The sequence below is a fragment of the Pseudomonas oryziphila genome, assembly GCF_003940825.1.
In the GTDB taxonomy this organism is placed as follows: Bacteria; Pseudomonadota; Gammaproteobacteria; order Pseudomonadales; family Pseudomonadaceae; genus Aquipseudomonas; species Aquipseudomonas sichuanensis.
The window spans coordinates 2,977,354-2,994,928 of sequence record NZ_CP034338.1 but is presented as its reverse complement, the minus strand read 5'-3'; the positions used below and the strand labels follow the sequence as shown (position 1 = coordinate 2,994,928).

The 17,575-nt window shown below is 64.3% G+C and carries 16 protein-coding genes; 11 read left to right on the top strand and 5 right to left on the bottom strand.

The features are described 5' to 3' along the window. Positions 1-114: 114 nt before the first annotated feature. The 5 genes from EJA05_RS13870 to EJA05_RS13850 form a co-directional block, all read right to left on the bottom strand. On the bottom strand, positions 115-1,131 hold the full coding sequence (locus EJA05_RS13870; RefSeq protein WP_125464143.1) for an ABC transporter permease: 1,017 nt from the start codon (positions 1,129-1,131) through the stop codon (positions 115-117). Beyond that, entirely contained in the window at positions 1,131-2,189 is a 1,059-nt protein-coding gene (locus EJA05_RS13865) for a microcin C ABC transporter permease YejB (protein ID WP_125858680.1), read from the bottom strand. The genes EJA05_RS13870 and EJA05_RS13865 overlap by 1 nt, the downstream gene beginning before the upstream one ends. Then, a complete protein-coding gene (locus tag EJA05_RS13860; RefSeq protein ID WP_223811921.1) occupies positions 2,186-3,985 on the bottom strand; it encodes an extracellular solute-binding protein in 1,800 nt (599 codons plus the stop codon). Before EJA05_RS13860 ends, EJA05_RS13865 begins: the two co-directional genes overlap by 4 nt. A 148-nt stretch (positions 3,986-4,133) precedes the next feature. Continuing rightward, entirely contained in the window at positions 4,134-4,415 is a 282-nt protein-coding gene (locus EJA05_RS13855; RefSeq protein ID WP_009686645.1) for a peptidylprolyl isomerase, read from the bottom strand. 84 nt (positions 4,416-4,499) lie between these two features. Continuing rightward, on the bottom strand, positions 4,500-5,561 hold the full coding sequence (locus tag EJA05_RS13850; protein ID WP_125858679.1) for a 3-deoxy-7-phosphoheptulonate synthase: 1,062 nt from the start codon (positions 5,559-5,561) through the stop codon (positions 4,500-4,502). Between the two features lie 643 nt (positions 5,562-6,204). On the opposite strand from EJA05_RS13850, the gene EJA05_RS13845 reads away from it, so the two are divergent. The 11 genes from EJA05_RS13845 to EJA05_RS13795 all read left to right on the top strand — a co-directional run bounded on the left by EJA05_RS13845 (position 6,205) and on the right by EJA05_RS13795 (position 17,574). Further along, positions 6,205-7,683 (top strand): hypothetical protein, encoded by a 1,479-nt coding sequence (locus EJA05_RS13845; protein WP_125858678.1) that lies wholly within the window; start codon positions 6,205-6,207, stop codon positions 7,681-7,683. Beyond that, on the top strand, positions 7,680-8,222 hold the full coding sequence (locus EJA05_RS13840) for a hypothetical protein (protein ID WP_125858677.1): 543 nt from the start codon (positions 7,680-7,682) through the stop codon (positions 8,220-8,222). Before EJA05_RS13845 ends, EJA05_RS13840 begins: the two co-directional genes overlap by 4 nt. Before the next feature lie 255 nt (positions 8,223-8,477). Continuing rightward, on the top strand, positions 8,478-9,836 hold the full coding sequence (benA, locus tag EJA05_RS13835) for a benzoate 1,2-dioxygenase large subunit (protein WP_125464139.1): 1,359 nt from the start codon (positions 8,478-8,480) through the stop codon (positions 9,834-9,836). Beyond that, positions 9,833-10,318, top strand: coding sequence for a benzoate 1,2-dioxygenase small subunit (gene benB, locus EJA05_RS13830; RefSeq protein ID WP_125858676.1), 486 nt, complete (start codon positions 9,833-9,835; stop codon positions 10,316-10,318). Before benA ends, benB begins: the two co-directional genes overlap by 4 nt. A 68-nt stretch (positions 10,319-10,386) precedes the next feature. Further along, a complete protein-coding gene (benC, locus tag EJA05_RS13825; RefSeq protein WP_125858675.1) occupies positions 10,387-11,397 on the top strand; it encodes a benzoate 1,2-dioxygenase electron transfer component BenC in 1,011 nt (336 codons plus the stop codon). 179 nt (positions 11,398-11,576) lie between these two features. After that, positions 11,577-12,338 carry a 1,6-dihydroxycyclohexa-2,4-diene-1-carboxylate dehydrogenase gene (locus EJA05_RS13820; protein WP_125464136.1) on the top strand — a complete coding sequence of 254 codons (762 nt, stop codon included), beginning with the start codon at positions 11,577-11,579 and terminating at the stop codon, positions 12,336-12,338. A gap of 56 nt (positions 12,339-12,394) precedes the next feature. After that, positions 12,395-13,717 carry an MFS transporter gene (locus tag EJA05_RS13815; RefSeq protein WP_125858674.1) on the top strand — a complete coding sequence of 441 codons (1,323 nt, stop codon included), beginning with the start codon at positions 12,395-12,397 and terminating at the stop codon, positions 13,715-13,717. Positions 13,718-13,746: 29 nt separating this feature from the next. After that, positions 13,747-14,871 carry a muconate cycloisomerase family protein gene (locus EJA05_RS13810; protein ID WP_125858673.1) on the top strand — a complete coding sequence of 375 codons (1,125 nt, stop codon included), beginning with the start codon at positions 13,747-13,749 and terminating at the stop codon, positions 14,869-14,871. A 132-nt stretch (positions 14,872-15,003) separates the two neighbouring features. Beyond that, the gene (catC, locus tag EJA05_RS13805) at positions 15,004-15,294 is read left to right on the top strand and encodes a muconolactone Delta-isomerase (protein WP_110994971.1); all 291 of its coding nucleotides are present in this window, start codon (positions 15,004-15,006) and stop codon (positions 15,292-15,294) included. 37 nt (positions 15,295-15,331) lie between these two features. After that, positions 15,332-16,258 (top strand): catechol 1,2-dioxygenase, encoded by a 927-nt coding sequence (gene catA / locus EJA05_RS13800; protein WP_125858672.1) that lies wholly within the window; start codon positions 15,332-15,334, stop codon positions 16,256-16,258. A gap of 113 nt (positions 16,259-16,371) precedes the next feature. Beyond that, on the top strand, positions 16,372-17,574 hold the full coding sequence (locus tag EJA05_RS13795) for a benzoate/H(+) symporter BenE family transporter (RefSeq protein WP_125858671.1): 1,203 nt from the start codon (positions 16,372-16,374) through the stop codon (positions 17,572-17,574). Position 17,575: the final 1 nt, after the last annotated feature.

The window sequence follows — 17,575 nt, the reverse complement described above, 5'->3', positions numbered from 1 at the left end:
AATCAGAAGGCCCTATCGCGGGGCAAGCCCGCTCCCACGTTGGAGCATCTTAAATACCTGGCGCTATCCCTGTGGGAGCGGGCTTGCCCCGCGATAGAGCTGGTACAGGCATATCTACCTGCGTGGATCGAACGCCTCGCGCAGCGCATCGCCGATGAACACCAGCAACGACAGGATCAGCGCCAGGGCGAAGAACGCGGTAAAGCCCAGCCACGGCGCCTCCAGGTGCTGCTTGCCCTGGGTCACCAGCTCGCCCAGTGACGCACTGCCCGCAGGCATGCCAAAACCGAGGAAATCCAGCGCGGTAAGGGTAGTGATCGCCCCGGTGAGCATGAAGGGTACGTAGGTGAGGGTGGCGTTCATGGCGTTGGGCAGGATATGCCGCAGCATCACCTGGCTGTCCGGCAGCCCCAGCGCGCGGGCTGCCTTGACGTACTCCAGGTTGCGCCCGCGCAGGAACTCGGCGCGCACCACATCGACCAGCGCCAGCCACGAAAACAGCGCCATGATCCCCAGCAGCCACCAGAAGTCCGGCTCGACGAAACCCGAGAGGATGATCAGCAGGTAAAGCACCGGCAACCCCGACCACACCTCCAGCAAGCGCTGCCCGAGCAGGTCGACCCAGCCCCCGTGATACCCCTGCAAGGCGCCTGCAGTGACGCCGATCAGCACGCTGAGCACGGTCAGGGCAAAGGCGAACAGCAGCGACACCCGCGTGCCGTACAGCACCCGCGCCAGCACGTCGCGCCCTTGATCATCGGTGCCCAGCCAATTGACCGCGCTGGGCGGGCTGGGGGTGGGTACCTGCAGGTCGTAGTTAGGGGTGTCGGCGCTGAACGGGATGGGCGCGAACAGCATCCAGCCGCCTTGGCCCTCGATCAGTTGGCGCACGTACTGGCTGCGGTAGTCGGGCTGGAACGGCAACTGGCCGCCGAATTGCTGCTCGGTATAGCGCTTGAGCGCGGGGGTATACAGCTGGCCCTTGTAGGACAGCAGCAGTGGCTTGTCGTTGGCCACCAGCTCCGCGCCGAGGCTGAGTATCAACAGGCCGGCGAACAGCCACAGCGAGACCCAGCCTAGGCGGTTGGCGCGAAAGCGCTTCAGGCGGCGTCGAGCGATGGGCGAGAGCATCAGCGGCCCCTCGCGTCGAAGTCGATGCGCGGGTCGAGCGCCGTGTAGCAGAGGTCGCCGATCAAGCGGATCAGTAGCCCGGCCAGGGTGAAGATGAACAGCGTGCCGAACACCACCGGGTAGTCTCGCGACACCGCCGCCTCGTAGCTCATGCGGCCCAGGCCATCGAGGGAAAAGATCACCTCGATCAGCAGGGAGCCGGCGAAGAACACCGTGATCAGCGCCTGCGGCAGCCCGGCCACCACCAGCAGCATGGCGTTGCGCAGCACATGGCCGTACAGCACCCGGCGTTCGCTTAGGCCCTTGGCCCGGGCGGTGACCACGTACTGCCGGGAGATTTCGTCGAGGAAGGCGTTCTTGGTCAGCAGGGTCAAGGTGGCGAAACCGCCGATCACCAGGGCGCCGACCGGCAGCACCAGGTGCCAGAAGTAATCGGCCAGCTTGCCCAGCAGGCTGAGCTGGTCGAAGTCATCCGACACCAGCCCGCGCACCGGGAACCAGTTGAGCGAAGTGCCACCGGCAAACAGCACGATCAGCAGCAGGGCGAACAGGAACGAGGGCAGGGCATAGCCGACCACGATCAGCGCGCTGCTCCAGGCATCGAAGCGGCTGCCATGGCGCACCGCCTTGCGGATGCCCAGCGGGATCGACACCAGGTAGGTGATCAGCGTCGCCCAGAAACCCAGCGAGAGCGTCACCGGCAGTTTCTCCAGGATCAGGTCGGTGACCTTGGCGCCGCGGAAGAAGCTCTGGCCGAAGTCCAGCCGGGCGTACTGGCCGAGCATCAGCCACAGTCGTTCGGGGGCGGACTTGTCGAAGCCGTACTGGCGCTTGATCTCCTCGATCAGCTTGGGGTCCAGGCCACGGGTGGCGCGGGACTCGCCGTGCACTGCCTCGGCCCGTGCACCGGGGGCGCCGCCGCCGAGGCCCTGGAGTCGCGCCACGGCCTGCTCCACCGGGCCGCCGGGGGCGGCCTGGACGATGGCGAAGTTGACCAGCAGGATCGCCAGCAACGTGGGGATGATCAGCAGCAGGCGGCGCAGGATGTAGCTGGTCATGGCTGTTTCCCGAGCCGTTCGGCCATCTGTTCGCTGGTCAGCGCCGTCGGGCTGACCTCCCACCAGGTGTCCAGGCCTTCGTCATAGGTGGCTTGCACCTTGGGCAGGCCGAAGCGATTCCACCAGACCGTCGAGCTGCCCGGCGGGTAGTAGTTGGGGATCCAGTAGTAGTTCCATTGCAGCACCCGGTCCAGGGCATGGGCGTGGCGCAGCATGTCGGGCTGGCTGCTGGCGCGCACCAGCCCGTCGAGCAGGTGGTCCACCGCCGGGTCCTTGAGCACCATCAGGTTGTTCGAACCGGGGTCGTTGGCCGCGGCGGAGCCGAAATAGTTGTACAGCTCGCTGCCCGGCGACAGGGTCACCGGATAGCCGGTGACGACCATGTCGTAGTCGCGGGCCATCAGGCGGTTGACGTACTGCGCGGCGTCGACGTTGCGGATGTTCAGCTCGATGCCGATCTGCGCCAGGTTGCGCTTCCACGGCAGCAGCAGGCGCTCCATGCCCGACTGGCCGTTGAGGAAGGTGAAGCTCAGCGGTTCGCCCTGGGCGTTGACCAGGCGATCGCCTTCGGGGCGCCAGCCGGCGGCCTGGAGCAGGGCCAGGGCTTGCAACTGCTGCGGGCGGATGATCCCGGTGCCGTCGGTGACCGGGGCGCTGAACACCTGGCTGAACACTTCGTCGGGCACTTGGCCGCGCAGCGGCTCAAGCAGCTTGAGTTCGTCCGCGTCCGGCAGCGCGCGGGCTGCCAGCACGGTGTTGGAGAACAGGCTCTGCTGGCGGATGTACAGATTGCGCATCATCTGCCGGTTGCTCCACTCGAAGTCCCAGAGCATGCCCAGGGCCTGGCGCACCCGGCGATCCTGGAACTGCGGCCTGGCCAGGTTGAACACGAAACCCTGGGCCACTTGCGGCTTGGCCGGGCCCAGGTGGGCGCGTTGCAGGCGGCCGTCGTCGAGCTGGGCGCCGTTGTAGCCGAGGGTGAAGGCGGTGGCGGAGAACTCGCGATTGTAGTCGTAGCCGCCGCCCTTGAGCACCTGGCGCGCCACCTCGGTGTCGCCGAAGTACTCGATGCGCAGGCGCTGGAAGTTGTACAGGCCACGGGCCACCGGCAGGTCTTTGGCCCACCAGTCGGCATTGCGTTCGAAGGTGATGCTGCGGCCGTTGTCGATCCGGCTGATGCGGTACGGGCCGCTGCCCACGGGCTTGTCGAAACCGGCACCATTGGCGAAGTCGCGCTGCTGCCAGTCATGTTCGGGCAGCACGGGCAGGCTGGCCAGGTCCAGCGCCAGGGTGCGTCCGTGCGGCTGCTTGAAGTCGAAGCGTATCTGCCGCGGGCCTTCGACTGTCACCCCGGCCACTTCGGCGAAACGCGTGCGGTAATTGAGGCTGCCCTTGCTCATCAGCAGATCGAAGGTGAAACGCACATCCTCGGCGCGCACCGGCTTGCCGTCGGCGAAGGTGGCGCGGGGGTCGAGGTACAGGCGCAGCCAGGCGTCGTCGGGGCCGCGCTCCAGGCGCTGGGCGATCAGGCCATAGACCGTGTAGGGCTCGTCGAAGGCGCGCATGGCCAGTGGCGCGTATAGCCAGCCTTCGACCTGGCTCACGCCAATGCCCTTGTCGATGAACGGCAGGATGTGGTCGAACTGGCCGATCTCCAGGGCCGAACGGCGCAGGCTGCCGCCTTTGGGGGCGTCCGGGTTTACGTAGGCGAAGTGCTGGAAACTGGCGGGGTAGCGGGGGGCTTCACCGTAGACGGTGAGGGCGTGGGTGGGGGCGGCCTGGGCGAAACAGGCCATGCACGCCAGGGCGATGCAACACAGTACCTGTGGGAGCCGGCTTGCCCGCGAATGCGTCCGTTCGAGCAACGTCGTTGTCTGGGCGGACGCATTCGCGGGCAAGCCCGCTCCCACAGGTTCAGCGCAGGGGCGGGCGATCAAGAACGCCTCAGTCCTGGCGGCTGGTCACTTCCAGCAGGTGGTAGCCGAACTGGGTCTTCACCGGGCCTTGCACAGTGTTAACCGGGGCGCTGAACACCACGGTGTCGAATTCCTTGACCATCTGGCCTGGGCCGAACGAGCCCAGGTCACCGCCCTGGCGGCTCGACGGACAGGTGGAGTTGGCCTTGGCGATTTCGGCGAAGTCGGCGCCGGCTTCGATCTGTGCTTTGAGTTCGTTGCACTTGTCTTCAGAGGCAACCAGGATGTGGCGGGCGGTGGCTCGGGCCATGGGGAACTGCTCCTAGGGGGGTGGAAGAGGGCAAGCCTAGCGCACTTGTCTAGGCCCTGTCTCGCAAGGCTTGCCGACTGTTTCCTACAAACGTTTGGCCGCTTCGCGCAGCATGCTCTCGGTCGCGCTCCAGCCCAGGCAGCCGTCGGTGATCGATACGCCGTACTTCAGGGCGCCGGCACCCAAAGCCTGGCAACCGTCGAACAGGTGGCCCTCGATCATCACCCCGACCAACGAGCGGTCGCCGGCCAGGCGTTGCTGCAGCACATCTTCGAATACCGCGGGCTGACGCATCGGGTCCTTGCCGCTGTTGGCATGGCTGCAATCGACCATGATACGTGGCGCCAGGCCCGCCTTGGCCAGGCCCTGGCGCGCCTGGGCCACGCTGTGGGCATCGTAGTTCGGGCCCTTGTGGCCACCGCGCAGCACCAGGTGGGTGTCCGGGTTGCCGAGGCTCTCGATGATCGCCGGGTAGCCCTGGGCGTCCATGCCGAAGTGGCGGTGCGGATGCGCGGCGCTGCGCATGGCGTCGCAGGCAATGGCGATGCCGCCATCGGTGCCGTTCTTGAAGCCCACCGGCAGCTCCAGGCCACTGACCATCTCACGGTGGATCTGCGACTCGGTGGTACGCGCGCCAATGGCCGCCCAGCCCAGCAGGTCGTCGAAGTAGCCAGCGGCCATGGGTTGCAGCAGCTCGGTGGCGATCGGCAGGCCGCGTTCGATCATGCTCAGCATCAAGCCACGGGACAGGGCGATGCCGGCGTGCATGTCGTCGCTGCCATCGAGGTGCGGATCGTACGCCAGGCCTTTCCAGCCCACCGTGGTGCGGGGTTTTTCAACGTAGGCGCGCATCACCAGCAGCAGCTTGTCGCCGACTTCATGGTTGAGCGCCGCCAGGCGGTCGGCGTATTCCAGCGCCGAGCGCGGGTCATGGATCGAGCACGGGCCGACGATCACCAGCAGGCGTTCGTCGCGGCCTTCGAGGATGGCGCGGATTGCCTGGCGATGGGCATGGACTTGCTGGGTAAGTTCGGTCGACAGCGGCATCTGCTGCTTGAGCAGGTGCGGGCTGGGCAGGCGCTTGCTGACAGTGGCGTTGGCCGCTTGCGGTTGGGTCAGGGGCAGGGCGAGGTTCGAGGCGTGCATGGCTTTTTTTCCCTGGGCGGACGGCGGGTTCTGGCCCGCGCGGTCGGCCCTATAGAGGTGTTCGACTGGTCGTCAAATTAGGTAGTTGTGCGGCATTGCCACCGGAAATCGACCGAACGGAGGCGGCAGGCTGGCCCGAACGGGATTGGCTAAATCGCCATGCATAGGTGCTTGGGTAGTAGTAAGTGGCGTAGTTCATGAATCTGTCCTCAAGATGAAGCGTTGAAAGTGAAGGCCCGGAAAAACAAAACCCCCGGTCGGGGAGCCGACCGGGGGTTTGAGTATTCTCGTGTTCGGCGGCCCCTCGAAAGTGGGCGCCGGGTGGGTTATCGGCGCCTAGTAGCTAAACCAATAACCAAAATAAAAGGGTGCAACGGCGTTACGACCGGCAACGGCCAGCACGCGGTGCGCTGGGCGACCGGTGTGGTTGGCGTGGTTGCAGGAATGTTTCGACATGTTGCTCTCCAGTGAATGAGCCCGAGCTTACTGCACCTTTGCCTAGCGATTCAATGGGTTTTCGCTATGGCGGTGATGAGCCCATGGATGCCCCCGACTACCGTTGGGTTGAGACTATCAATTTTGTCAGTTGTCGATGGCCGAGCGCGTTGTTGGAATGGAGGCAACCCCCACCGGGAGATCGAACATGAAATGGACAGAACTTGCAGCGCTGAGGCCGACCCTAGATAGATTCAACGCTTACCTCGACGAGCGCTACCCCAATCAGGAGAACAGTGAACTGCGCCCCCCCTTCATCAAGGGCGCGCGTTTTCCCTACAAGGATGTCGACTTCGGCATCGATGACCAGTGGGCGATGGTCAATGGCGTCATGATGGTGGCCATTGTCCAGCCTTACAAAAACATGCGAGCAGGGGACCGTCTTCGGGTCAGGTGCAATGGGTTACCTGTGAATCACACGGTGACCGAAGACGAGATCGGGCAATGCATCGAATTCGAGGTCAGCGAGTCGTCCCTCGATAGCAAAGGCGGTCTGTTTGCGTCGCACTTGCAGCGCGTTGGCGAGGCAACGGAGCATCAATCGATTACCCTCAGAGCATCAGCTTGGCTCTCGCACCCGGGTGATGACGTATTCAAAGCCTATGTCGAAGATGGCAAGCGAATAACGCCCCACGCATTGGCCGCGCCGATCGTCAGTCTGCCTGCTGAGGGGGGCATCCGCCTCGAACAGGCCACCAGTAATGTGCAGGTGACCATCCCGGCTTGGGCCAATACCTCTCCGGGTGACAAAGTGTGCCTGTTCGTGGGTGTCCAGCGAATCGATGCGTTGGCAGAGGGCGGATGGTACATCCCAGAGATCAAGATAGGTGTGGATGCGCTGACGCTCATCGCTGCACAAGATGACGAGCTGAAGGTGTCTTACTGTGCGATCAATGGAATGGGCAATGTCTCTCGCGGTTTGTCACCTGTAGTGACGGTGCAGGTCAAGCTTGGCCTTGACCTACTGGTGGCGCCTGAGTTCGTCGACCCAGAGAATGACGTCAACGAAGGATGGGTTACGGTGCCGCGCGAAAAGCTGAAAGAGGGCGACAAAGTCAGTGTCATGTTGAAGGTCAACGGATTGGCGACCGACATGGTGGCAACCACCATCAGGTCCCTTGGATCCCAGACCGTGACAGCAGAGGCAGCGGAATTGACCTTCAGACTGGGCCCGGATTTGCGCAAGCCGCCGTCTGGTAGCCTGCTGCAGGCGATGTATATCATTGAACGCGATGGGGTAAAAACGTCTTATTCCGAAGTCGCCGAAAAGAGAATTTCTTATGAAATGGTAATGAAAGCGCCAATAGTGCATGAGGCACAATTTGAGCATCCTTCATTTGATACGTTGCTGCAGAAGAAAGCTGAGTTGGAGCAAAAGGTAGAAAACGTGACGGCGCTGCAGGGGACAGCTAAAAAACAATTAGAAGACTTGACCTCAGCCTGCAACCTCATCGAATGGAAAATCGCTTCAGATATCGACAGTTTGCATGTGACCATCCCGCCGGACCGAAGCCATCAACCCGGCGAAACAGTGTATGTGCTCTTGCATGCTCGCACGAAAGAAGGGAAAAATTTAAAGATTGGCTTTACCTACCCGGTCAAGTGGTCAATCCGGCAGAGCCAATGACATTTGTTTTTAACGATGAAGATAAAAAAATAGGGGAGAAGTTTAAGGATTTTGATGGTGGCTACTTGGATGTCAAGTTGAAATCCCACCACTATGACACAGAACAAGGTGGGGAAATTCGCCTGAATGTCGGCGAACGCCATCAGATCCTTTCCGCTCCGACAGTGAGTCCACTCTCGAAGGATAACGTTGTTGATCTGCGTGGCAGTAACGCTACGCGTCAAGTCGTGATTACCCTCGACGAGCCCAAAGAGAAAGTCAAAGTCAAAGATAAAGACACAGGCAAAGACATAGACATAGTCATAGACATCGCGCGGCCTTACAGATACAAGGTAGAAGTCATCACTCCGAACGGCCCTCCCATGCTCTTTCATAAAGAAACAGTGGCCGACAAGGCTCCCGGGGATACGGCTGTGTGCATATCTGACCAGTTCAATAACTATCAGTTTCCGGCGACATTCACTGTCAGATACATCTATTATATAGATCATCGCCCTGGGAAAGCCTCCATGCCCTTGACATTCACCGTCATCAAATAGCCACTTCGTCATCACCCGGTATGGTTCCGATTGTTGAACTCCGCGGTCGCAAGCAGGACTGGCGACCGCGGAGCATTCGTAGACAACCTACAAAAAGCGAGCGTGAGTTCACTGGCCCGATGCGGCTCGACAAAAAAGGTACCCCGCAACAGGCTTTGCACAAAACGGATAGCATTTTGCACGATCTGGATATCTGCACCCCCACCCAGGGCATAACCTGACCCGGCCTGAACAATAACAATGGAGGCCCTGGCCATGTCCCTGGGATTCGACTACCTCAATGCCATGCTCGAAGATGACCGGGAGAAGGGCGTCTATCGTTGCAAGCGTGAAATGTTCACCGACCCACGCCTGTTCGACCTGGAGATGAAGCACATCTTCGAGGGCAACTGGATCTACCTGGCCCACGAAAGCCAGATCCCTGAAAACAACGACTTCCTCACCCTGACCATGGGGCGCCAGCCGATCTTCATCGCGCGCAACAAGGACGGGGTGCTCAACGCCTTCCTCAATGCTTGCAGTCACCGCGGCGCCATGCTCTGCCGGCACAAGCGCGGTAACCGGTCCAGCTACACCTGCCCGTTCCACGGCTGGACCTTCAACAACAGCGGCAAGCTGCTCAAGGTCAAGGACCCGAGCAACGCCGGCTACCCCGACAACTTCAACTGCGACGGCTCCCACGACCTGACCAAGGTGGCGCGTTTCGAATCGTACCGCGGCTTCCTGTTCGGCAGCCTGAACGCCGACGTGAAACCCTTGGTCGAGCACCTGGGCGAGTCGGCGAAGATCATCGACATGATCGTCGACCAGTCCCCTGAGGGCCTGGAAGTGCTGCGCGGCGCCAGCTCCTACATCTACGAAGGCAACTGGAAGCTCACCGCCGAAAACGGCGCCGACGGCTACCACGTCAGCTCCGTGCACTGGAACTACGCCGCCACCCAGAACCAGCGCAAGCAGCGCGAAGCGGGCGACGAGATCAAGACCATGAGCGCCGGCGCCTGGGCCAAGCAGGGTGGCGGCTTCTACTCATTCGACCACGGCCACCTGCTGCTGTGGACCCGTTGGGCCAACCCCGAGGATCGCCCGGCTTACGAGCGCCGCGACCAGCTGGCCGCCGATTTCGGCCAGGCCCGCGCCGACTGGATGATCGAGAATTCGCGCAACCTGTGCCTGTACCCGAACGTGTACCTGATGGACCAGTTCAGCTCGCAGATCCGTATCGCCCGGCCAATTTCGGTGAACAAGACCGAGATCACCATCTACTGCATCGCGCCGAAGGGCGAGAGCGCCGATGCTCGGGCCAAGCGCATCCGCCAGTACGAGGACTTCTTCAACGTCAGTGGCATGGCCACCCCGGATGACCTGGAAGAGTTCCGCTCCTGCCAGACCGGCTACGGCGGCGGCACCGGCTGGAACGACATGTCGCGCGGCGCGCAGCACTGGGTCGAAGGTGCCGACGAAGCGGCGAAGGAGATCGAACTCAAACCGCTGCTGTCGGGTGTGCGCACCGAGGACGAAGGCTTGTTCGTACTGCAGCACAAGTACTGGCAGGACACCATGATCCAGGCGTTGAAAGACGAACAGCAACTGATCCCCGTGGAGGCCGTGCAATGAGCCTGCATGACACCGTGCGCGACTTCCTCTACCGCGAAGCGCGCTACCTGGACGATGCCCAGTGGGACCAATGGCTGGAGCTGTACAGCAGCGATGCGACGTTCTGGATGCCGTCCTGGGACGATGACGACAGCCTGACCGAAGACCCGCAGAGCGAGATCTCGCTGATCTGGTACGGCAACCGTGGCGGCCTCGAGGACCGGGTATTCCGCATCAAGACCGAGCGCTCCAGCGCCACCGTGCCGGACACCCGCACCTCGCACAACATCAGCAACATCGAGATCGTCGAGCAGGGCGAGGGCAACTGCCAGGTGCGCTTCAACTGGCACACCCTGAGCTTTCGCTACAAGACCACCGACAGCTACTTCGGCACCAGCTTCTACACCCTCGACCTGCGCGGCGAGCAGCCGCTGATCAGGCACAAGAAGGTGGTGCTGAAGAACGACTACGTCCGTCAGGTCATCGACATCTACCACATCTGATCCACCAGGCCGAGCCTGTCGGTGTGCCTCTCGGCGCGCCGCGGCCAGGCTCGCCCGTGAGGTGCACCATGAGCTACCAGATCGCACTGAATTTCGAAGACGGGGTCACCCGCTTCATCGAGGCCGACGGCCATGAGACCGTGGCCGATGCCGCCTACCGCCAGGGCATCAACATTCCGCTGGATTGCCGTGACGGCGCCTGCGGCACCTGTAAATGCAAGGCCGAATCGGGCCGTTACGACCTGGGCGACAACTTCATCGAGGACGCCCTGAGCGCGGAAGAAATCGCCCAGGGCTACGTGCTCACCTGCCAGATGCGCGCCGAAAGCGACTGCGTGGTGCGCATCCCGGCCTCGTCGCAGCTGTGCAAGACCGAGCAGGCCAGCTTCGAGGCGGCCATCAGCGCTGTGCGCCAGCTGTCGGCCAGCACCATCGCCTTGTCGATCAAGGGCGAGGCACTGAACCGCCTGGCGTTCCTGCCGGGGCAGTACGTCAACCTCAAGGTGCCGGGCAGCGAGCAGAGCCGCGCCTATTCGTTCAGCTCGCTGCCCAAGGACGGCGAAGTCAGCTTCCTGATCCGCAACGTGCCGGGCGGGCTGATGAGCAGCTTCCTCACCGGTTTGGCCAAGGCTGGCGACAGCATGAGCCTGGCCGGGCCGCTGGGTAGTTTCTACCTGCGGCCGATCCAGCGCCCCTTGCTGCTGCTGGCCGGCGGCACGGGCCTCGCGCCATTCACCGCCATGCTGGAGAAGATCGCCGAGCAGGGCAGCGAGCACCCACTGCACCTGATCTACGGCGTGACCAACGACTTCGACCTAGTCGAGCTGGACCGCCTGCAGGCCCTGGCCGCGCGCATCCCCAACTTCACCTACAGCGCCTGCGTGGCCAACCCCGACAGCCAGTACCCGCAGAAGGGCTACGTGACCCAGCACATCGAGCCACGCCACCTCAACGAAGGCGATGTGGATGTGTACCTGTGCGGCCCGCCGCCGATGGTCGAGGCGGTCAGCCAGTACATCCGCGAACAGGGCATTACCCCGGCCAACTTCTACTACGAGAAGTTCGCCGCGGCAGCCTGAGGCTTTTACGGGGCTGCCCGCATCGTGCGGGTGAGGGTGGCCTCTTTTTATTGCGATGGCGGGCAGAGCCGATGTGGGAGCTGGCTTGCCAGCGATCGAGGGCGAAGCCCTCGCCCAGCAATCTTGGCTGGCTGTTCCGGCCTCATCGCTGGCAAGCCAGCTCCCACAAGGAGATCGACATGAACAACCGATTCCACAACAAAGTCGCCCTGGTCACCGGCGCCGCCCAAGGCATCGGCCGCGCCGTGTGCTGGCGGCTCAAGGCCGAAGGCGCGCAGGTGGTGGCGGTGGACCGCTCCGAGCTGGTCCATGAGCTGGCCGGCGAGGGCATGCTGACCCTCACCGCGGACCTCGAGCAACACGCCGACTGTGCCACGGTCATGGCCCGCGCCGTGGAAACCTTCGGCCGCCTCGACATCCTCATCAACAACGTCGGCGGCACCATCTGGGCCAAGCCGTTCGAACACTACGAGGTGCAGCAGATCGAGGCCGAAGTGCGGCGCTCGCTGTTCCCCACCCTGTGGTGCTGCCACGCCGCCTTGCCCTACATGCTCGAACGCGGCAGCGGCGCCATCGTCAACGTTTCGTCCATCGCCACCCGTGGCGTCAACCGCGTGCCCTACGGCGCGGCCAAGGGCGGCGTCAACGCGCTCACCGCGTGCCTGGCCTTCGAAACCGCCGAGCGCGGCATCCGCGTCAATGCCACTGCCCCCGGCGGCACCGAGGCACCGCCCCGGCGCATCCCGCGCAACCAGGCCGAGCAGAGCACGCAGGAGAAAGGCTGGTACCAGCAGATCGTCGACCAGACCGTATCCAGCAGCTTGATGAAGCGCTACGGCAGCCTCGACGAACAGGTCGGCGCAATCCTCTTCCTGGCCTCTGACGAGGCCTCGTACATCACCGGCGTAACCCTGCCGGTGGGCGGTGGCGACCTCGGCTGACGGCCGCCCCGGCAAGGTTTTCTCTTCACACAACAAAAACAAAAGAGACAGATGCCATGCGAACACTCGACGTGCACCCGATCATCGACAACGCCCGCTTCAGCCCCTTCCACTGGATGGTCATGGCCTGGTGCGGCCTGCTGCTGATCTTCGACGGCTACGACCTGTTCATCTACGGCGTGGTCCTGCCGACCCTCATGAAAGAATGGGGCCTGACCCCGCTGCAGGCCGGCGCCCTGGGCAGCTACGCGCTGTTCGGCATGATGTTCGGCGCCTTGCTGTTTGGCAGCCTGGCCGACCGCATCGGGCGCAAGAAGGGCATCGCCATCTGCTTCGCGCTGTTCTCCGGGGCCACCATCCTCAACGGCTTCGCCAGCAGCCCCAGCGAGTTCGGCCTGTATCGCTTCTTTGCCGGGCTAGGTTGCGGTGGGCTGATGCCCAACGCCGTGGCGCTGATGAACGAATACGCCCCCAAGCGCCTGCGCAGCACCCTGGTGGCGATCATGTTCAGTGGCTACTCGCTGGGTGGCATGCTTTCGGCCGGGGTCGGCATCTTCCTGTTGCCGCGTTTCGGTTGGGAGTCGATGTTCTTCGCCGCCGCCGTGCCGCTGCTGTTGCTGCCGGTGATCCTCTACTACCTGCCCGAGTCCATCGGCTTCCTGGTGCGCCAGGGCCGCATGGCAGAGGCACGCAAACTGCTCAAACGCCTTGACCCGCAGTGCGACGTGCAAGCCGATGATCAACTGCAGGCCGTGGACAAGAAAGGGCAGGGCGCCTCGGTGCTGGAACTGTTCCGCAACGGCCTGGCCATCCGCACCCTGGCCCTGTGGCTGGCGTTCTTCTGCTGCCTGCTGATGGTCTACGCACTGAGCTCATGGCTGCCGAAACTCATGGCCAACGCCGGCTACAGCCTGGGTTCGAGCCTGTCGTTCCTGCTGGTGCTCAACTTCGGCGGCATGGCCGGGGCGATCCTCGGCGGCTGGCTGGGCGACCGCTACAACCTGGTCAAGGTCAAGGTGGCGTTCTTCATCGCCGCCGCGCTGTCGATCAGCCTGCTGGGGGTCAACAGCCCGATGCCGGTGCTGTACCTGCTGATCTTCATCGCCGGCGCCACCACCATCGGCACGCAGATCCTGCTGTACGCCGGCGCCGCCCAGTTGTACGGCCTGTCGGTGCGTTCCACCGGCCTGGGCTGGGCCTCCGGCATCGGCCGCAACGGCGCCATCGTCGGCCCGCTGCTCGGTGGCGCGCTGATGGGCATCAACCTGCCGCTGCAACTCAATTTCATCGCCTTCGCCATCCCCGGCGCGATCGCCGCCCTGGCCATGGCCGTGCACCTGGCCAGTGGCCGGCGCCAGGCCCTGGCGGCGACGGCCTGACCCTTTACTGACTGAACTGGAGCCTTGGCATGACAAGCCCGACCATCGACCGGCTGGAGGCGATCATCGTCGACCTGCCGACCATCCGCCCGCACAAGCTGGCCATGCACACCCTGCAGCAGCAGACCCTGGTGATCCTGCGCCTGCGCTGCAGCGACGGTGTGCAAGGCATCGGCGAAGCCACCACCATCGGTGGCCTGGCCTACGGCTACGAAAGCCCGGAAGGCATCAAGGCCAATATCGACGCCTACCTGGCGCCGGCGCTGGTCGGCATGGCCGCCGACAACATCAACGCGGCCATGCTCAAGCTGGACAAGCTGGCCAAGGGCAACACCTTCGCCAAGTCCGGTATCGAGAGCGCCTTGCTCGACGCTCAGGGCAAGCGCCTGGGCCTGCCGGTCAGCGAGCTGCTCGGTGGCCGCGTGCGCGACAGCCTGGAAGTGGCCTGGACCCTGGCCAGTGGCGACACCGCCCGCGATATCGCCGAGGCCGAGCACATGCTGGAAATTCGCCGGCACCGGGTGTTCAAGCTGAAGATCGGCGCCAACCCGCTGGCCCAGGACCTCAAGCACGTGGTGGCGATCAAGCGCGAGCTGGGCGAGCGCGCCAGCGTGCGTGTCGACGTCAACCAGTACTGGGACGAGTCCCAGGCCATCCGCGCCTGCCAGGTGCTGGGCGACAACGGCATCGACCTGATCGAACAGCCGATCTCGCGCATCAACCGTGGCGGGCAGGTCCGCCTGAACCAGCGCAGCCCGGCGCCGATCATGGCCGACGAGTCCATCGAAAGCGTCGAGGACGCCTTCAGCCTGGCCGCCGACGGCGCGGCGAGCATCTTCGCCCTGAAAATCGCCAAGAACGGTGGCCCGCGCGCCGTGCTGCGCACCGCGCAGATCGCCGAAGCGGCCGGTATCGCCCTGTACGGCGGGACCATGCTCGAAGGCAGCGTGGGCACCCTGGCCTCGGCCCATGCCTTCCTGACCATTCGCCAGCTGACCTGGGGCACCGAGTTGTTCGGTCCGCTGCTGCTGACCGAAGAGATCGTCAACCAGCCGCCGGTGTACCGCGACTTCCAGTTGCACGTCCCAAGCACCCCAGGCCTGGGCCTGACCCTGGACGAGGCGCAGCTCGCACGCTTCGCCCGCCGTAGCTGAAGCAACACCCAATCCCTGTGGGAGCGGGCTTGCCCCGCGAAGCAGGCACCGCGGTGGATGGCACGGGCTTCGCCCGTGTTCGCGGGGCAAGCCCGCTCCCACAGCAGCAACGACTGACGTAAGGAGAACACCATGCTGTTCCACGTAAAGATGACCGTAAAGCTGCCGGTCGACATGGACCCGGCCAAGGCCGCGCAACTCAAGGCCGACGAAAAGCAGCTGGCCCAGCGCCTGCAGCGCGACGGCACCTGGCGCCACCTGTGGCGCATCGCCGGGCACTACGCCAACTACAGCGTGTTCGACGTGCCCAGCGTCGAGGCGCTGCACGACACCCTGATGCAGCTGCCGCTGTTCCCCTACATGGACATCGAGGTCGCCGGCCTGTGCCGCCACCCCTCGTCGGTCCACAGCGACGACCGCTGAAACCCCCAACGACAAGAACAACACGAGGTACCTGAGCATGACCGTGAAGATCGCCCACACCCCTGATGTGCAGAAATTCTTCGAACAAGCCGCAGGCTTTGGCAATGACGAGGGCAGCCCGCGCCTCAAGCGCATCGTCCAGCGCGTGTTGCAGGACACCGCGCGGCTGATCGAGGACCTGGAGGTCAGCGAGGACGAATTCTGGCTCGCCGTCGACTACCTCAACCGCCTGGGCGGTCGCGGCGAAGCCGGGCTGCTGGTGGCCGGGCTTGGCATCGAGCACTTCCTCGACCTGCTGCAGGACGCCAAGGATGCCGAGGTCGGCCTGACCGGCGGCACCCCGCGCACCATCGAAGGCCCGCTGTACGTGGCCGGTGCACCGCTGGCCCAGGCCGTGGTGCGCATGGACGATGGCAGCGAGGAGGGCGAGGCCACGGTGATGTACCTCGAAGGCCAGGTGCGCGGCCCCGATGGCCAGCCGCTGGCCGGGGCCACGGTGGACCTGTGGCATGCCAACACCCGCGGCACCTATTCGTTCTTCGATCAGAGCCAGTCCGAATACAACCTGCGCCGACGCATCGTCACCGACGCCGAGGGCCGCTACCGCGCGCGCTCCATCGTGCCGTCCGGCTATGGCTGCGACCCCCAGGGGCCGACCCAGGAGTGCCTGGACCTGCTCGGCCGCCACGGCCAGCGCCCGGCGCACATCCACTTCTTCATCTCGGCGCCGGGCCATCGGCACCTGACCACGCAGATCAACCTGGCCGGCGACAAGTACCTGTGGGACGACTTCGCCTATGCCACCCGGGATGGGTTGGTGGGGGAGATCACCTTCCGCGAGGACGGGGCGCGGGGAGGGGCGGGGCGTTATGCCGAAATGCAGTTCGATTTCCAGCTGCAGAAGGCCCATGACAGCGACGCCGAACAGCGCAGCGGGCGGCCGCGGGCGTTGCAAGAGGGCTGAGGGCCAATCGCCGGCAAGCCGGCTCCCACAGGGGGCGCTGATCTCTGTGGGAGCTGGCTTGCCAGCGATCAAGGGCGAAGCCCTTGCCATCCGTTGCCGATGCGAGAGGTGTCATGAAAACCCTGTTCAAGGATTGCTCCCTGTCCGCCGTCGTGGCCGGCTGCATCGCCACGCTGATTTCCTATGCCGGCCCGCTGGTGATCATTTTCCACGCCGCCGAAGCCGCCGGCCTGTCCCACGGCCAGCTGTCCTCCTGGGTGTGGGCGGTATCCATGGGCAGCGCTGTGCTGGGCGGCCTGCTAAGCCTGCGCTACCGGGTACCGGTGGTGATCGCCTGGTCGATACCGGGCTCGGCGTTACTGGTCACCGCCTTGCCGCACATTGGCCTGGAGCAGGCGATCGGCGCCTACCTGATGGCCAATACGGTGCTGCTGCTGATCGGCATCAGTGGCGCCTTCGACCGCCTGATCGCCCGGCTGCCCGGTTCCATCGCCGCCGGCATGCAGGCCGGGATCCTGTTCAGCTTCGGCATCGAGGTGTTCCGCGCCTTGCCGGTGCAGCCGGTATTGCTGCTGGCGATGTTCGTCAGCTACGTGCTGATGCGCCGGGTGCAACCGCGTTATGCGGTGGCGGCGGTACTGACCGTGGGCGCCCTGGTGACCGTGGCCAGTGGCGAATTTCGCGGCAGCGAACTGGTGCTGGCCCTGGCCACGCCGCAATGGACCACGCCGCAATTCAGCCTGGCCGCGACCTTCAGCCTGGCGTTGCCGCTGGTGCTGGTGGCGCTGACCGGGCAGTTCATGCCGGGCATGGCGGTGCTGCGCAATGCCGGCTACCGCACAGAGGCCAGCCCACTGATCAGTGCCAGTGCCCTGGGCGGCCTGCTGTTGGCGCCGTTCGGTTGCCACGGGCTGAACCTGGCGGCGGTCACCGCCAGCCTGTGCACCGGCCGCGAGGCCCACGAAGACCCGCGCAGACGCTATGTGGCGGCTGTGGCGGGCAGTGCGCTGTATCTGCTGCTGGGCATTGCCGGGGCCACCTTGATGTCGTTGTTCGCCGCGTTTCCCGCCGCGCTGATCGCCGTGCTTGCAGGCCTGGCCCTGTACGGCGCGATCAGCGAGGCCCTGGCGCGCAGCCTGGCCGAGCCCGGCGAGCGCGATGCCGGGCTGTTCACCTTCCTGGTCAGCGCTTCGGGCGTGACTTTCCTTGGGCTGTCGGCGGCGTTCTGGGGGCTGCTGTTCGGCCTGCTCGCCCACGCGCTGGTCAGCCTGCGCCGGCCACGGCTGCGCGCCGCCACTGCTGAACAGGAGTCCTGAG

What these genes read in the sequence shown, in the direction of transcription:
- catA (WP_125858672.1), top strand. Translation starts at nt 15,332, where the DNA reads ATGACCGTGAAGATCGCCCACACCCCTGATGTGCAGAAATTCTTCGAA.
- EJA05_RS13840 (WP_125858677.1), top strand. Translation starts at nt 7,680, where the DNA reads ATGACATTTGTTTTTAACGATGAAGATAAAAAAATAGGGGAGAAGTTT.
- EJA05_RS13855 (WP_009686645.1), bottom strand. Translation starts at nt 4,415, where the DNA reads ATGGCCCGAGCCACCGCCCGCCACATCCTGGTTGCCTCTGAAGACAAG.
- catC (WP_110994971.1), top strand. Translation starts at nt 15,004, where the DNA reads ATGCTGTTCCACGTAAAGATGACCGTAAAGCTGCCGGTCGACATGGAC.
- EJA05_RS13815 (WP_125858674.1), top strand. Translation starts at nt 12,395, where the DNA reads ATGCGAACACTCGACGTGCACCCGATCATCGACAACGCCCGCTTCAGC.
- benA (WP_125464139.1), top strand. Translation starts at nt 8,478, where the DNA reads ATGTCCCTGGGATTCGACTACCTCAATGCCATGCTCGAAGATGACCGG.
- EJA05_RS13795 (WP_125858671.1), top strand. Translation starts at nt 16,372, where the DNA reads ATGAAAACCCTGTTCAAGGATTGCTCCCTGTCCGCCGTCGTGGCCGGC.
- EJA05_RS13810 (WP_125858673.1), top strand. Translation starts at nt 13,747, where the DNA reads ATGACAAGCCCGACCATCGACCGGCTGGAGGCGATCATCGTCGACCTG.
- benC (WP_125858675.1), top strand. Translation starts at nt 10,387, where the DNA reads ATGAGCTACCAGATCGCACTGAATTTCGAAGACGGGGTCACCCGCTTC.
- EJA05_RS13850 (WP_125858679.1), bottom strand. Translation starts at nt 5,561, where the DNA reads ATGCACGCCTCGAACCTCGCCCTGCCCCTGACCCAACCGCAAGCGGCC.
- EJA05_RS13870 (WP_125464143.1), bottom strand. Translation starts at nt 1,131, where the DNA reads ATGCTCTCGCCCATCGCTCGACGCCGCCTGAAGCGCTTTCGCGCCAAC.
- EJA05_RS13820 (WP_125464136.1), top strand. Translation starts at nt 11,577, where the DNA reads ATGAACAACCGATTCCACAACAAAGTCGCCCTGGTCACCGGCGCCGCC.
- EJA05_RS13845 (WP_125858678.1), top strand. Translation starts at nt 6,205, where the DNA reads ATGAAATGGACAGAACTTGCAGCGCTGAGGCCGACCCTAGATAGATTC.
- EJA05_RS13865 (WP_125858680.1), bottom strand. Translation starts at nt 2,189, where the DNA reads ATGACCAGCTACATCCTGCGCCGCCTGCTGCTGATCATCCCCACGTTG.
- EJA05_RS13860 (WP_223811921.1), bottom strand. Translation starts at nt 3,985, where the DNA reads ATGGCCTGTTTCGCCCAGGCCGCCCCCACCCACGCCCTCACCGTCTAC.
- benB (WP_125858676.1), top strand. Translation starts at nt 9,833, where the DNA reads ATGAGCCTGCATGACACCGTGCGCGACTTCCTCTACCGCGAAGCGCGC.